Origin of the sequence: Olivibacter jilunii (assembly GCF_900607235.1) — a bacterium.
Taxonomy (GTDB): domain Bacteria; phylum Bacteroidota; class Bacteroidia; order Sphingobacteriales; family Sphingobacteriaceae; genus Olivibacter; species Olivibacter oleidegradans.
The window spans coordinates 593442-608107 of the sequence record NZ_LR027850.1; the positions used below are offsets into that span (position 1 = coordinate 593442).

Genomic DNA, 14666 nt, shown 5'->3' on the forward strand with positions numbered 1-14666 from the left:
ATTTGCCATACGAATCGTTTGCGTCCGAGAAGAATATTTTTGATGGGTCTAAACAATTAGCCCCAATTTCGGTCTTAAGTTTAAAAGTAGTTTTAAAATAGGCGGTTTATGCGTTTATCGCAATTTTACCGGAGCATTTAAATATATATATGCATGAAGAGATTATTGGTTACTGGAAGCAATGGTTTATTGGGGCAGAAGATAACGGATATTTTACTACAAGGTCAGTTTCCGGGGTTTGAATATATAGCAAGTTCGCGAGGATCGGACAGATTTGGGACGAGCTCCCGTTATCGGTATCTTGATTTAGATATTACGCATCATGAACAAGTGGCAAAAGCTATTGAAACTTATCGTCCGGATATTATCATCAACACAGCGGCAATGCCCAATGTGGATGCCTGCGAAAGAGAGCCCGAAAAGAGCTATGAAGTTAACGTAGTTGCCGTGGCTCATCTAATAGCAGTCTGCGAACGTAAAAACATTCATTTGATTCACCTATCAACTGATTTTGTGTTTGATGGTGAAGAAGGCCCTTATGAAGAGGAGGATATACCTAACCCAGTGAATACTTACGGCAAGCATAAGCTTGCGGCGGAGGAGTTGATACAAAAAGCAACATGCCCTTGGGCTATTGTTCGTACAATTTTGGTATATGGCGTTCTTCGGGATATGAGCCGAAGTAATATCGTGTTATGGGCGAAAGATGCATTGGAAAATGGGCAGTCGATCCGTGTGGTAAATGACCAATGGCGGATGCCCACTTTAGCGGAAGACTTAGCAAAGGCCTGTCTGACCATTGCTGAACGAAAAGCTACCGGTATATATCATATCTCGGGAAAAGACATGTTCAGCATCTGCGAGATTGTTGAGGCGGTTGCTGCGTACTATCGTTTGGATGCTTCCTTTATATGCAAAGAAAAGTCAGAAGCGCTTAAGCAAGATGCCCGACGTCCGAAAAGAACAGGTTTTATATTAGATAAAGCGTATGAAAGACTGGATTATGTGCCTCATAGTTTTGGAGAAGGATTGAAGTTGATCGATGAACAGCTAGCAAAATTGCAGTCGTCTTAAGATGTTAATGTACTGTTAAATATTAAAAGAACGATTATTTTATTCAACTTTTCTTGATAAAAGTTGAGTAAACCGAAGAGCGGAGCGCTGAGCTCATGAACTCATCTGAAAACAAACAAAAGTGAATAAATCAAGGCTATGTGGGCTACCTTGCACCTGATGGCAAAGCATTCATGGCGCGTATTGGAGCCGTTTCACTTCCTCAATCCGCTTGCATATTACCATATGAACAGAAGTGCAAATGCTTTGCTGCTCGTTGCCTCGGTATCCCACAAGGCCGTTCTTCCCACGCACAGTGCTAAATTGAGGGCTGAAGAAATGATACGTCCGGTTAAGAGCATCAATCGTTGGCCTTGGAAAATGTCGCCTAGGAAATTTGCGGTTTGCACGTTGATGCACTATCGTTTAAAGCAAAGTTCCAAGCGACGAGTCTTTGGTTACTTTCTGCGGAAGAAAGTGACAAAAATAATCGTTCTTTTAACATAAACACCTTCATCTACATATTAAAGACGATTTCCTTGCGGATATAATAATACACTATGAGATAGTCACAATTTATTTTTAGGTTTGCAGCCAAATTACGAAAAGTCAACAGTACCTCTTATCAAATGGCAATTAAAAGGACACCGAAAAAGAATCAATTTCGGAATAAAAGTTCGTATAAACATAAAAATAGTAAAACCTTTCCTGTTAAAGATCGACTGCTAACGCTTCTTCAACAAAGAAAATTCGGGGTTTTCTTAGCATATGTGACCTTGTACTTTATTATTATTACAGGTGGCTGGGTGCTGATTTTTCGTTTTGTCAACCCACCTTTCACCTTGCTCATGTTACAACGAGGCGTTGAACGCAAATTTGATGGAAAGGACTGGAAGTTGGAAAAGCGTTGGGTAAGCTATGACGAATTGTCTGACAATTTAAAACGAGCAGCAATTGCCGGAGAAGATGCTAATTTTATGCAACATGTCGGTTTTGATATCAAAGCGATACGAGAGGCTTATAAAAAGAACCAGGCAGGAAAGGCAATGCGAGGGGGGAGTACCATTAGCCAGCAAACCGCAAAAAATGTTTTCTTATGGCCCGGTCGTTCTTGGCTCCGAAAAGGTTTTGAAAGTTATTTCACGATGCTAATTGAATTATTGTGGGGTAAGAAGCGAATCTTGGAAGTTTATCTCAATGTGATTGAAACCGGCGACGGGCTTTATGGTGCACATGCAGCCACTCACGCGTATTTTAGCAAAGCGCCCACATCACTTACAAAAAAACAAGCCGCCTTGATCATCGCTGTACTGCCAAATCCCCGACGTTGGTCGCCAGCCAGACCCACTTCTTACATTAATAGAAAAGCGAATGCGATTGTTCGCTATATGGGACACAGCAGCATTCCCGATTAAGCAAATACACGGGCATGCCAACTATCTTTAAACGGAACTTCCCACTTGGTTTTCAAATCCTCCCCGTTATCCACTAAGTTGTTAAAAACCATGGTATCTTCGTTAATTTGTCCAGTCGCAAACAGCTGCTCGAAAGTTGCACGGGGTACTACCTGAATCTCGTCTCCCTTGCGATAAGCGATTTGCATCCGATCAAATAAGGAGATGTTTAACTCGCTTTCCAGCTCTTTCAGTAGATGAACTGATTTATCAATTGAGCAGCCGCTTGGCAGCACCTGCGATAAGTCGACACTTATAATGATAAATAAATGATATCGGATTTCGACCCTTGCTGTCAGTTTTTCTTTGTGTGCTTTCCATTGATCGGTAAAAGCTTCCAATTTATTGAGTATACGTGCTTCTTCCCCTTCTGAGAAAGATTTAGCCGCTTGATATATCCAAATTCGTTCCATGGTTACAAATTCAAAAGTAAAAAGTAAAAATTCAAAAGTGAAAAGCCTGCCGACCCTACGGATAGTACTTCACTACTCCCTATTAACTACTCACTAATTAACTACTTAACGATTCAGGTACTTCGCTGTTCACTAATTCAAAAGTAAAAATTCAAAAGCAAACCTGCCTACGGTAGGCAGGAAGTAAAAAGGCAATTCATCACTCATCGCTCATCATTCATAATTCATCACTACTCAACTACTCCCCAAAAACCTCAAAACGTTCCCAAAATCCATCTCTGGGTAAAGAGGCAAAAATCTTCACCTCTTCCTTTTTCACGGGATGTTCAAAAACAAGCTTTCGGGCATGCAAGCAGATGCTCTTCTTTAAACTTCCACGAGGGTATCCATACTTATTGTCACCCACGATTGGGCAATTTAGTGAAGCTAGTTGAACGCGGATTTGATGAGGGCGGCCTGTAACCGGATTCACCTCAACTAAGTAATAACCATTCAGCTCACCAATCAACTTATAATGCAGTTCCGCCCGGAGGCTTCCCTTTACTTCATGATCATAAGCCTTCGTTACATTTTTACCTGAATTTTTTACAAGCCAGTGAACCAAAGTTCCGGCAGTTTGAGCAGGCCTGTTACGAACTACTGCCCAATAAGTTTTATGCATCTCCCTGCTTTTGAACATCTTATTGATTCGGTCGAGTGCCTTACTCGTTTTTGCAAATAAAATGACCCCGCTTACCGGGCGATCCAGGCGATGCACTACACCGAGAAATGCGCCGTTTGGCTTATTGTATTTTTTGGCAAGATATTGTTTTACCTTTTCATCCAGCGGTTCATCTCCTGTGTCATCCACTTGTACGATATCACCCGCACGCTTATTAACAGCGATCAGGTGATTATCCTCGTAAAGTATATCGCTATCCGTGATGGGTCGATTTGCATTACTCATATAACATGCAAAGTTAGGAAAACGTTTTAAGTTATACGTTGTATGTTATAAGCGTTTATATACTAGTGGGGATATTACTTGTTTTTTCCTTTGTTTTCAGCACCGGGTTTAGCGATGGATTCGCGCATATCCGTATCGGCTTGTATATTTTGCATTTTATAATAGTCCATTACCCCTAAATTTCCGCTCCGAAAGGCCTCTGCCATGGCAAGCGGAATCTGTGATTCAGCCTCGATTACTTTCGCACGTGCCTCTTGTGCTTTTGCACGCATTTCCTGCTCGGAAGCTACTGCCATTGCTCTTCTTTCTTCGGCTCTGGCATTAGCAACTTTTAAATCAGCCTCCGCCTGATCCGTTTGCAATTTTGCACCAACGTTTTCTCCAATATCAATATCGGCAATGTCAATGGAAAGGATTTCGAAAGCAGTACCACTGTCTAGGCCCTTTTCCAGCACTGTTTTAGAGATTCTATCAGGGTTCTCCAAAACTTCTTTGTGATTATTAGCGGAACCGATTGTGGTAACAATACCTTCGCCCACTCTTGCTAAGATTGTTTCTTCGCCTGCACCTCCAACCAATTGGTTAATATTTGCACGCACCGTTACACGAGCTTTGGCGACCAGTTGTATCCCATCCTTTGCAACTGCTGCGACAGGAGGTGTATTGATTACACGTGGATTTACCGACAACTGAACGGCGTCAAATACATCCCTACCGGCTAGATCAATAGCTGTTGCTAATTTAAAATCAAGAGGAATATTAGCTTTATCAGCAGATATTAGTGCTTTTATCACATTATTTACATTTCCACCAGCCAAATAATGGGTCTCAATATCATTAGAAGTAATGTTTAACCCTGCTTTGGTTGAGGTAATCATGGCATTAACCACTAAAGAAGGTGATACCTTGCGTAGCCGCATAAGTACTAGATTCAGTAGATTGATACGTACTCCCGAAAGTTGTGCCGTAAACCATAAGTTCACCGGTAATATATAAAGGAGCAAAAACAGCGCTATGATAGCTCCTACAATCATGAGTATGGGAGATAAAGACGGATCCATAAGTTTAATAGTTTTGAGGTTAAGCCCTAAAGATAAGGTTTTACACCCTGACTGAGAAATTAATAGCACAATTTTAGTTGTTTGGCTTTCTAAATGCGTCTATTTTAATGGTATTGAAATTGCTTCCGTGGCCTTCGGATAGTAGTATTCAATCGAATGTTAAGATTAAAAGAACGATTATTTTTGTCACTTTCTTCCGCAGAAAGTAACCAAAGACTCGTCGCTTGGAACTTTGCTTTAAACGATAGTGCATCAACGTGCAAACCGCAAATTTCCTAGGCGACATTTTCCAAGGCCAACGATCGATGCATTTAACCGGACGTATCATTTCTTCAGCCCTCAATTTAGCACTGTGCGTGGGCAGAATGGCCTTGGAGGATACCGAGGCAACGAGCAGCAAAGCATTTGCACTTCTGTTCATATGGCAATATGCAAGCGGATTGAGGAAGTGAAACGGCTCCAATACGCGCCATGAATGCTTTGCCATCAGGTGCAAGGTAGCCTACATAGCCTTGATTTATTCACGCTTGTTTATTTTTAAAGGTGTTCATGAACTCATCACTACGTTCTTCGGTTTGCTCAACTTTTATCAAGAAAAGTTGAATAAAATAATCGTTCTTTTCTTTATTGCAATTATCTAGAGTTTTCGGAAGAAAAAGCGTTACTTGATAATTTCATATAGAAAAAAGCTAAGAATGTTGAAGAACAAAACGTCAAAAAGCTTCACTTTTGTAACTTGTCCTTACCTTTATGACTTAGTCACTTCGGTGGTGACGAGATGGGTACTAACTAATTACAATGATGCAAAACCTTCCGATTATAGATTTGGTAATCATCGCCTTTTATTTGTTAGCTATGGTATTGGTTGGCGTTTGGTTTTCGAGAAAGAACAAAAATGCTGAACAGTTCACAAAAGCGGCCGGGCTAATTCCCGGTTGGGCGATCGGTTTATCTATATATGCAACTTTTTTAAGTAGTAATACCTTTTTGGGCGTGCCTGGAAAAGCCTTCGGTAGTAATTGGAACTCCTTTGTGTTTAGTCTGTCAATGCCATTGGCTGCTTGGATTGCTGTTAAGTACTTTGTTCCGTTCTATCGCAGCTCGGGAGAAGTATCCGCCTATACGCATTTGGAGCATCGTTTTGGGCCTTGGGCAAGAACTTATGCCGTGGTTTGTTTTCTGCTAACACAACTTGCTCGGATGGGCTCCGTATTTTTTGGCATTGCGCTCAGTTTGCAAGCACTTACGGGCTACTCAATGGAAGCTATTATGTTAGTTACGGGTATTTGTATTATCATCTATACGGTTATGGGTGGGATAGAAGCTGTTATATGGACAGAAGTGGTACAGGGCGTAATTAAAACACTTGGAGCCGTATTGATTATTTATTTGATTGTTTCCAATATGCCAGGGGGAATCCCCAAGATTGTGGAGATTGGCCAAACCAATAGCAAGTTTAGTTTAGGTAGCTTCGCTCCCGATTTTACAAATTCGACATTTTGGGTGGTACTGCTGTATGGTTTTTTTATAAACCTAAATAACTTTGGGATGGACCAAAATTATGTACAGCGTTATCATACGGCATCGTCGCCTCGTGAAGCCAGTAAATCCGTTTGGTTGTGTGTTTGGATCTATCTTCCGGCATCTCTGTTGTTTTTTATTATTGGAGCATGCTTGTTTGCTTATTATGAGATTAATCCAGCGCTAATTGAACCGATAAAATTGCAAGTTGCTGCAGAACGTTTGGGTGCAGCGGCGTCATCCCACGACCTGTCAGCATTGGCTGCCACTTTAACACCGGCAGATTATGGGGATAAAGTAATGCCCCATTTTATGGTAACTAAAATTCCGACGGGGCTGATAAGCCTCATAGTTTCGGCTATTTTATCAGCGGCCATGAGCACGATCAGTTCGGGAATGAATGCTTCGGCGACTGTTTTTTCGGTAGATATTTATCAACGGTATATAAGGAAAGATCAAGATGATAAACAAACCTTACGCTTATTGCACGTGGCTACGGTTGTTTTTGGTCTGCTAGGAATGGGGACTGGAATTATGATGATCGGTGTAAAAAGCATTTTAGACATCTGGTGGCAACTATCGGGAATATTTGCAGGAGGTATGTTGGGCCTCTTTTTATTGGGAATTCTAAATAAGCATGCCGGAAACAGTGACGCGATTTTGGCAACCATTGTAGGCATACTGGTAATTATCTGGACGAGTCTCTCGTATTTAATTCCGGCAGATTATCCTTATCTCAAAAGCACCTTGCACGCTAATATGATCATTGTTGTTGGCACATTGACGATCTATTTGGTAGGGACGTTCGCTGCTTATCTTCGTGGAAAGGAGGGAGTCGTTAATTAGCCAATTAGTTAATTAGCCAATTAGTTAATTAGCCAATTTGATAATGAGAGGCTAGTGCGACCGAAAGCTGATAGCTGATCTCAGAAGGCTTGATAATTAGCCAATGGTTAAAAAGTTGAGTAGGAAAGTAGTTAAGTAGTGATGAATTATAAATGATGAACGATGAATAGCTTATAGCCTACGGCTTAAGGCTTATTGCCTATAGGTTACAGCTTATTGCCTCATACGCTAATATCCTATAATTTACAGCAAACATATTATAAGAAACATCTTTAAAGCGGGAATAACTTTGCTATTGTTCTAACCATTTATTTGCATCTTGTTATGAATGCTGAAGAACTCATATTAAGGTCGCAAATCGGATAGCCAAAAAAGAACTAATCTATAGAAATGAAACAGAAAGAAAAGGGATTTATCCCCGTTATGCTTACGCCTTATCTCGAGAATGGGGAGATAGATTTTGACGGGCTTCGCCAGCTAACGGAATTTTATATATCGGCTGGCGCGTCGGGTCTTTTCGCGAACTGCCAGTCGAGTGAAATGTTTGAACTTTCCGCAGAAGAAAGCTTACGGGTTATTCGGGCGGTGGTAGAACAGGTAGATGAACGCATTCCGGTCGTGGCAGCCAGTTCTGTTAAAGGGAATATTGCTGTCCAAGCAGATTTTGTTCGCCAGGTATATTCGTTAGGCGTAGATGCCGTCATTCTGATAACAGGTTTAATTGCTGCTGAAGACGAAAGCGACGCTGTGTTCGAGGAACGTATATTTGAACTGTTTGAATTAACCGAGAACATTCCATTAGGCTTTTACGAATGCCCTGAACCCTATAAACGTGTCCTTCATCCTGATCAATTGGGGCGCTTCGTTGCTTCCGGAAGGATTATCTATCACAAAGATACTTGTTTGGATATTAAACAAATTCAATCTAAACTGGCTCAGGTTAAAAATCCTGACTTCGGCTTATATGACGCTTACATGGTACATGCTGTTGAATCGCTAAAAGCAGGTGCTGCCGGTTTGTCCTGTATACAGGGTAATTATTTCCCCGAGCTGATTGTTTGGCTATGTCAGCATTGCAATGATCCTGGTTTTTCAGAACAAATGGCGTCGGTGCAGCAGTTTCTAACCGACAATATGGATGTTATGCATCATGTATATCCTATTGTTGCAAAATATTTTTTACAAAAAAGGGGATTGAATATATCCTTGTATAGTCGGAGAAAAGCTGGAAACTTCGATGCGCAAGTTAAATTGGCAATCGATAAACTATACAAAGATTATACGATATTAGCTAAGCAGCTCGATATCCCTACCGATATTGCTTTGAGCTGAACATAGCGTGATCAAAACGAAAATAATGCGAATGATGATACTGAAACGAAGAGATAGATATACACTGTTATTGCTTTTATTCTGCGTCGGTTTGGGCTTTTCGTCTTTTGGACAAGCCAAACCTTTCGTGTTGACAACGGAAGCTTTAAAACGAGACGTGGCATATTTTAATAGCATTGATAGTGAAGCAGTCGTCAACTTCGTGTCCAATAGCCAATCGTTTGAATGGTTGGCGAAAAATATTCCCCTATTTGAATGTCCTGACTCAGCCATTCAACAAATATATAATTATCGGTGGTGGAGTTTTAGAAAGCACTTAAAGGAAACACCCCATGGCTTCATTTTTACGGAATTTATTGAACCGGTTAAACACGAGGGAAAATATGGTGCGATCAGTTGTGCATTGGGGCATCATATCTATGAGGGAAGGTGGCTAAGAAATCAAGAATATATCAGACAATATATCGATTTCTGGTTGATCAAAGAACCAACATTTAAACCTTCAAAATTTCATTCCTTTAGTAGCTGGTTGAGTGATGCTGTGTATAATTTATACCTGGTGCAACAAAATAAAGAGCAATTGGTGAAATGGCTACCGTTATTGGATAAAGACTATGAACGTTGGGAACGTGAGCGTCAATTGCCCAGCGGACTATTCTGGCAGTATGATGTAAAAGACGGGATGGAAGAATCCGTAAGTGGGGGAAGAAGAGTACAAAATAGGCGACCAAGCATCAATAGCTATATGTTTGGCAATGCGCAAGCCTTATCGAAAATGGGTAAACTGTTCCAAATAGATAGTTTAGTTGATAAATATAATCGCAAAGCAAGTATACTTGAAAAGTTGGTGGTTGACAGCCTTTGGGGCTCCGAAGGTGATTTTTTCCGTACACGTTATCCGGATGGTCAACTTGCCGCACGCGAGGCCATTGGATTTATTCCCTGGTACTTTAACTTGCCCCCCGATCAAGTCGAGTTTGCGAAAGCTTGGCTACAACTTACCGATACTGCAGGTTTCCAGGCGCCTTGGGGTTTAACCACCGCCGAGCGAAGAGAGCCTACTTTTCGTACACGTGGTACCGGACATAGTTGCGAGTGGGACGGCGCCATCTGGCCTTTTGCCACTACCCAGACGCTGAAAGGACTGGCAAATTTGCTCACGAATTATAGAAATCGAGATGGCATAGATCGTAAGCTATTCTATGAAAAGCTGCATCAATATGCGCGCTCGCATCAAAAAAATGGGAAACCATATATTGGCGAGTATCAGGATGAGAAAACCGGATACTGGTTAAAAGGAGATAATCCGCGGAGCACTTTTTATAACCACTCCGGATTTTGTGATTTAGTGATTAATGATCTTATAGGCTTAAAGCCGGGAAGTACGAATCGCCTAAGCATTAAACCACTTGTACCGGATACATGGGATTGGTTCTGTTTGGATAACCTCGTCTATCATGGTCGAACATTAACCGTTTTATGGGATAAAACCGGCAAAAAATATGGCAAAGGCAAAGGACTTATCTTGTTCGTAGATGGCAAACGTGTTGCCTCCGGCAAAAGCCTGGGCGAACTGACCGCTAAAATCAATTAAAAAATGCGCAGCTTATATCTTTTACTTTTTTGTACATTATTTTCTTTCGTTGCACAAGCACAATTGGCGTTGAATGTGTTGGATTTCGGCGCGAAAAACGATAGCTCGGCATTAGCCACTACGGCGATTAAAGAAGCGATTGCAAAAGCCTCACAAGCCGGTGGTGGCACCATTTATTTTCCTCCGGGAACCTATCTTACCGGTCCTATCCACTTAAAAAGCAATATTACCCTTTTCATTGAAGCAGGTGCAGAACTTTGCTTCAGTGATAATTTCGACCATTACCTACCCATGGTGCCAAGCCGGTGGGAGGGAACCATGGTTACCAATTTTTCTCCTTTCATTTACGCGTATGAAGCAGAGAATATCCGCATTACCGGAAGAGGAACGCTTAATGGGAATGGAAAGAAATGGTGGGCTTACTCTGAAGTTCATGTAAAGAACTCGCCCGAATCAAAATGGCAGAAAGAATTTCATAAGTTGAATAAGAATGTACTGCATCCGGATTTACCAGGGTGGGTGGAACGTGGTTTTTTGAGGCCTCCCTTTATCCAACCCATGTATTGTAAAAACGTGCGCATAGATGGTATTACCATCAAAAACTCGCCATTTTGGACGGTCAATCCCGAGTTTTGTGATAACGTAACGATCGATGGAGTTACCATTAATAATCCCCCATCGCCTAACACCGACGGTATTAACCCGGAGTCGTGCAGCAATGTCCATATATCCAACTGCCACATTAGCGTTGGCGATGATTGCATTACGATTAAGTCAGGAAAAGACCGTTCAGGAAGAAAAGAAGCTCGTCCCGCTGAAAATTATACCATCACCAACTGTACCATGCTATCAGGTCACGGAGGTGTTGTCATAGGCAGCGAGATGTCGGGTGACGTAAAAAAGATCGTCATTTCGAATTGTATTTTCGATGGTACGGATCGTGGTATCCGCATAAAAACAGCGCGCGGAAGAGGAGGTGTTGTTGAGGATATCCAAGTAAGTAATATCGTCATGAAAAACATCAAACAGCAAGCCATTGTGCTGGATATGCAGTATGCCAAAACGGATAGGGAGCCGGTCTCCGAACGAACCCCTAGGTTTAGCAATATCCACTTGAGTAACATTACTGCGCAAGGTGAGCAGGCGGGCTATTTAAATGGACTGGAAGAGATGCCTATTGAAAATGTATCGTTCAGCAATATGGTGATGGAAACAAAAACAGGTTTCGATATCCGGGCGTCGAAAGGCATTGTGTTCTCCAATGTATCCGTTAATCCCTCCTCCGGACCGGCAATTGCTGCTACCAATGTTAGCGGTTTACAGATCAATGGGTTGCGGACCGCTGCCGGTTTTAGCGGGAGCGCAACATTGAAATTCAATAATGTAAAACGTGCTTTTATTGCCAATTGTTTGATCATGGAACCCATTAAGACATTTCTCGAAGCGAGCGGTAATGAGACGGAGGCTTTACTCTTGAAGGCGAATGACCTACGTCTTGTTCAAAACCCTTTATATATAAGCGATGCTCCTGAAAACGCCGTCACCCTAGAAAAATGAGCTGGATAAAACTATATCGATTCTTTTGCGTCTTTTGCTTTATTGTGTTCATAAGGGGAAATCTGTATGGACAGGATTTAACACTATGGTATCAGCATCCCGCTAATACCTGGACGGAAGCACTTCCCGTTGGCAACGGAAAATTGGGTGCCATGGTATTTGGGGGGGTACAAGCGGATCGTATTCAATTTAATGAATCCTCGTTATGGACGGGTGGTCCCAGAAACTATAATCAACCCGGCGCAAAGAATTATCTCGGTGAGATTAGAAAGCTATTATCTGAAGGAAAGCAGCAAGCTGCGGAAGAGCTGGCTGGGCGTCATTTCATGGGAACTAAGTCTATTTCCGATCCACCCGAACCTTGGCTAACGGCCGTAAGAGCAATTGAGCAACAGCCTAAAAATCCTTCACAAGAACATTTTGAAGATAAGACATGGAGAGAAATGCGTGTCCCGTCGCGAGACGGCTGGGAAAAGGAAGGTTTTCAGGGACTTGATGGCGCCGTTTGGCTCCGGACTACTTTTAACGTTCCGAAAGAATGGATCGGGCGGGAATTAGTTGTCGACTTGGGGAAAATACGGGATCAGGATTTTACCTATATTAACGGTAAATTGATCGGCACTACTCATGATGCAAATCAAGGAAGGCTATATACCATTCCCAAAGATTTAGTAAAAGCACAAAATCAAATTGCCATCCAGGTGATCAATTACGATGACAAAGGTGGTTTGGTAGGCTATAAAGATCCCAGTCGGAAATTAAGCGTATTTCTAAAGGAAAATACGGCAGATGAATCAGTTTATTTAACGGATACGTGGAAATACTGGATACAAAACGATGAAGCACCTCGGGTAGGAAAATACCAGGAGTCATATCAGCCATTCGGTGATTTGCTGCTGGATTTTGGGTCTCAGGCACCGTTTAGCAATTACAAACGCACACTTGACGTAGAACAAGCGATTTGCAAAACAAGTTACGTACAGAATGGTGTGTCTTTCGAACGAACCTATTTCTCCAGTGCACCCGATGCGTGTTTAGCAATTCACTTAACAGCTGATCGACCTCGGCAAATTAGTTTTGATGCATCCTTAGCGTCTCCCCATAAGACTTATAACGTGGAAAAAGTTGACGATTCCACCATTCGGATTTCGGTTCAGGTTAAACAAGGAGTTCTAAGAGGCGTAGGATTCTTGCATGTAAGGCATGAAGGAGGAGAACTCCATGTCGGAGACGGAAAAATTAAAATATTGGGTGCTAATCAAGCAACCTTATTCCTAACGGCGGCCACAAATTATAAAAGCTATAACGACGTGTCGGGTGATGCTGAGGAGATTGCCAAATCGCAACTAAACAAGGTTAAAAATAAGTCGTACGATGTGATACGACTGGCACATATACAAGACTATCAACAATATTTTACCAAATTTTCATTAAAGTTTGAAGCGGACGAAGCTTCAAACTCGCTCCCTACTGATCAACGGATTGCACAGTTTGTAAAATCGCGTGACCCGAATTTATTGGCCTTATTTGTCCAATATGGAAGGTACTTGTTGATATCCAGTTCGAGATCCGGTGGATTGGCGCCTAATTTGCAAGGCATATGGAACGATTTACTGACACCACCTTGGGGAAGTAAATACACCACCAATATCAATGCGGAAATGAATTATTGGTTAGCGGAGAATACCAATCTTTCTGAGCTGCAAGAGCCCCTTTTTCAAATGATTAAGGAGCTTAGCGTTGTAGGGCAGGAGACGGCAAAAACGTATTATGATGCACCGGGTTGGGTGCTACATCATAATACAGACCTATGGCGAGGAACCGCTCCAATTAATAATCCTAATCACGGAATATGGGTAACTGGCGGAGCATGGCTCTGTCAACATTTATGGGAGCATTTTCTTTATACCCAAGATGAAAGTTTTCTACGTGAGCAAGCTTATCCCATTATGAAAGCTTCGGCTTTGTTTTTTGATCATTTTTTGGTTAGCGATCCAAAAACCGGATGGCTGATTAGTACGCCATCAAATTCTCCGGAACAAGGAGGCTTGGTGGCGGGGCCAACCATGGATCATCAGCTAATCAGGCAATTGTTTAGAAATGTCGCTTCCGCTGCTGTGATTCTTGATATAGATAAGGAATTTGTACAAAGGTTATCGGAAAAAAGCCAAAAAATCGCTCCCAATCAAATAGGAAAACATGGACAGTTGCAAGAGTGGTTGGAAGACATAGATGATCCTGATAATAAGCACCGGCATGTTTCGCATCTTTGGGCGGTGTATCCGGGTAGCGAAATTAACTGGCAAGACAGTCCTAAATTAATGAATGCCGCTAAAAAATCATTGATTTTTAGAGGTGATGGCGGGACAGGGTGGAGTTTGGCATGGAAGATCAACCTTTGGGCCCGTTTTAAAGATGCGGAGCACGCTTATAAAATGGTCAGCCGATTGCTGAGTCCGGAGGAAGCAGGAGGGGGTGTTTATCCTAATCTTTTCGACGCACATCCTCCCTTTCAAATCGATGGCAATTTTGGAGGTGCAGCCGGTGTGGCGGAAATGCTTTTGCAGAGCCACCTCGGCAGCATTGATATTCTTCCAGCATTACCAAAAGCGCTGTACGCAGGTGCTGTTAAAGGAATTCGTGCAAGGGGCGGTTTCGAATTGAGCTATCAATGGCAAAATGGACTATTGACCCATTTGGAAGTGTTCTCGCACGCAGGCGGGAAGTGCTCCCTTCGATATCGAGACAAAGAAATCCAATTTCAAACTGAAAAAGGACAAACATATTATTTGGATAGCAGTCTAAAACTCAATAGAAACTCCAAATGAAGATTTAATTGTTGGTGCAATGTTGGTGAAGACCGTCACAGGCTTAGCGATCTAAGCCTGC

Annotated in this window: 12 protein-coding genes; 8 read left to right on the forward strand and 4 right to left on the reverse strand. The window is 42.1% G+C overall.

All coding sequences use genetic code 11. The features are described from left to right. The first annotated feature begins 153 nt into the window (after positions 1 to 153). The 3 genes from E0E36_RS13705 to mtgA all read left to right on the forward strand — a co-directional run bounded on the left by E0E36_RS13705 (position 154) and on the right by mtgA (position 2468). The gene (locus tag E0E36_RS13705; protein ID WP_130856417.1) at positions 154 to 1074 is read left to right on the forward strand and encodes an SDR family oxidoreductase; all 921 of its coding nucleotides are present in this window, start codon (positions 154 to 156) and stop codon (positions 1072 to 1074) included. A gap of 159 nt (positions 1075 to 1233) precedes the next feature. Continuing rightward, positions 1234 to 1560, forward strand: coding sequence for a hypothetical protein (locus E0E36_RS13710; protein ID WP_165446988.1), 327 nt, complete (start codon positions 1234 to 1236; stop codon positions 1558 to 1560). A 122-nt stretch (positions 1561 to 1682) separates the two neighbouring features. After that, positions 1683 to 2468 carry a monofunctional biosynthetic peptidoglycan transglycosylase gene (gene mtgA / locus E0E36_RS13715; protein WP_013665571.1) on the forward strand — a complete coding sequence of 262 codons (786 nt, stop codon included), beginning with the start codon at positions 1683 to 1685 and terminating at the stop codon, positions 2466 to 2468. Here the strand turns inward: mtgA and E0E36_RS13720 are convergent. The 4 genes from E0E36_RS13720 to E0E36_RS13735 all read right to left on the reverse strand — a co-directional run bounded on the left by E0E36_RS13720 (position 2465) and on the right by E0E36_RS13735 (position 5414). Next, a complete protein-coding gene (locus E0E36_RS13720) occupies positions 2465 to 2920 on the reverse strand; it encodes an ABC transporter ATPase (protein ID WP_130856419.1) in 456 nt (151 codons plus the stop codon). The two genes, mtgA and E0E36_RS13720, sit on opposite strands and share 4 nt — an antisense overlap. 238 nt (positions 2921 to 3158) lie before the next feature. Further along, positions 3159 to 3866 carry an RluA family pseudouridine synthase gene (locus tag E0E36_RS13725; protein ID WP_130856420.1) on the reverse strand — a complete coding sequence of 236 codons (708 nt, stop codon included), beginning with the start codon at positions 3864 to 3866 and terminating at the stop codon, positions 3159 to 3161. Positions 3867 to 3940: 74 nt separating this feature from the next. Then, complete coding sequence (floA, locus tag E0E36_RS13730; protein WP_013665574.1) at positions 3941 to 4927, reverse strand: flotillin-like protein FloA; 987 nt, start codon at positions 4925 to 4927, stop codon at positions 3941 to 3943. 148 nt (positions 4928 to 5075) lie between these two features. Further along, positions 5076 to 5414, reverse strand: coding sequence for a hypothetical protein (locus tag E0E36_RS13735; RefSeq protein ID WP_130856421.1), 339 nt, complete (start codon positions 5412 to 5414; stop codon positions 5076 to 5078). A 311-nt stretch (positions 5415 to 5725) separates the two neighbouring features. Between E0E36_RS13735 and E0E36_RS13740 the strand changes: the two genes are divergently transcribed. The 5 genes from E0E36_RS13740 to E0E36_RS13760 all read left to right on the forward strand — a co-directional run bounded on the left by E0E36_RS13740 (position 5726) and on the right by E0E36_RS13760 (position 14605). Then, positions 5726 to 7294, forward strand: a complete 1569-nt coding sequence (locus E0E36_RS13740; RefSeq protein ID WP_242627210.1) for a sodium:solute symporter family protein — start codon at positions 5726 to 5728, stop codon at positions 7292 to 7294. 390 nt (positions 7295 to 7684) lie between these two features. Then, positions 7685 to 8626 (forward strand): dihydrodipicolinate synthase family protein, encoded by a 942-nt coding sequence (locus tag E0E36_RS13745; RefSeq protein WP_130856422.1) that lies wholly within the window; start codon positions 7685 to 7687, stop codon positions 8624 to 8626. Positions 8627 to 8657: 31 nt separating this feature from the next. Further along, the gene (locus tag E0E36_RS13750; protein ID WP_130856423.1) at positions 8658 to 10220 is read left to right on the forward strand and encodes an MGH1-like glycoside hydrolase domain-containing protein; all 1563 of its coding nucleotides are present in this window, start codon (positions 8658 to 8660) and stop codon (positions 10218 to 10220) included. A 3-nt stretch (positions 10221 to 10223) separates the two neighbouring features. Further along, positions 10224 to 11777, forward strand: coding sequence for a glycoside hydrolase family 28 protein (locus E0E36_RS13755; protein ID WP_130856424.1), 1554 nt, complete (start codon positions 10224 to 10226; stop codon positions 11775 to 11777). After that, positions 11774 to 14605, forward strand: a complete 2832-nt coding sequence (locus tag E0E36_RS13760) for a glycoside hydrolase family 95 protein (protein ID WP_130856425.1) — start codon at positions 11774 to 11776, stop codon at positions 14603 to 14605. The genes E0E36_RS13755 and E0E36_RS13760 overlap by 4 nt, the downstream gene beginning before the upstream one ends. Positions 14606 to 14666 lie beyond the last annotated feature (61 nt).

Coding starts and splice junctions, on each gene's coding strand:
- E0E36_RS13705 (WP_130856417.1), top strand. CDS start 154: ATGAAGAGATTATTGGTTACTGGAAGCAATGGTTTATTGGGGCAGAAG.
- E0E36_RS13710 (WP_165446988.1), top strand. CDS start 1,234: ATGGCAAAGCATTCATGGCGCGTATTGGAGCCGTTTCACTTCCTCAAT.
- mtgA (WP_013665571.1), top strand. CDS start 1,683: ATGGCAATTAAAAGGACACCGAAAAAGAATCAATTTCGGAATAAAAGT.
- E0E36_RS13720 (WP_130856419.1), bottom strand. CDS start 2,920: ATGGAACGAATTTGGATATATCAAGCGGCTAAATCTTTCTCAGAAGGG.
- E0E36_RS13725 (WP_130856420.1), bottom strand. CDS start 3,866: ATGAGTAATGCAAATCGACCCATCACGGATAGCGATATACTTTACGAG.
- floA (WP_013665574.1), bottom strand. CDS start 4,927: ATGGATCCGTCTTTATCTCCCATACTCATGATTGTAGGAGCTATCATA.
- E0E36_RS13735 (WP_130856421.1), bottom strand. CDS start 5,414: ATGGCAAAGCATTCATGGCGCGTATTGGAGCCGTTTCACTTCCTCAAT.
- E0E36_RS13740 (WP_242627210.1), top strand. CDS start 5,726: ATGATGCAAAACCTTCCGATTATAGATTTGGTAATCATCGCCTTTTAT.
- E0E36_RS13745 (WP_130856422.1), top strand. CDS start 7,685: ATGAAACAGAAAGAAAAGGGATTTATCCCCGTTATGCTTACGCCTTAT.
- E0E36_RS13750 (WP_130856423.1), top strand. CDS start 8,658: ATGATGATACTGAAACGAAGAGATAGATATACACTGTTATTGCTTTTA.
- E0E36_RS13755 (WP_130856424.1), top strand. CDS start 10,224: ATGCGCAGCTTATATCTTTTACTTTTTTGTACATTATTTTCTTTCGTT.
- E0E36_RS13760 (WP_130856425.1), top strand. CDS start 11,774: ATGAGCTGGATAAAACTATATCGATTCTTTTGCGTCTTTTGCTTTATT.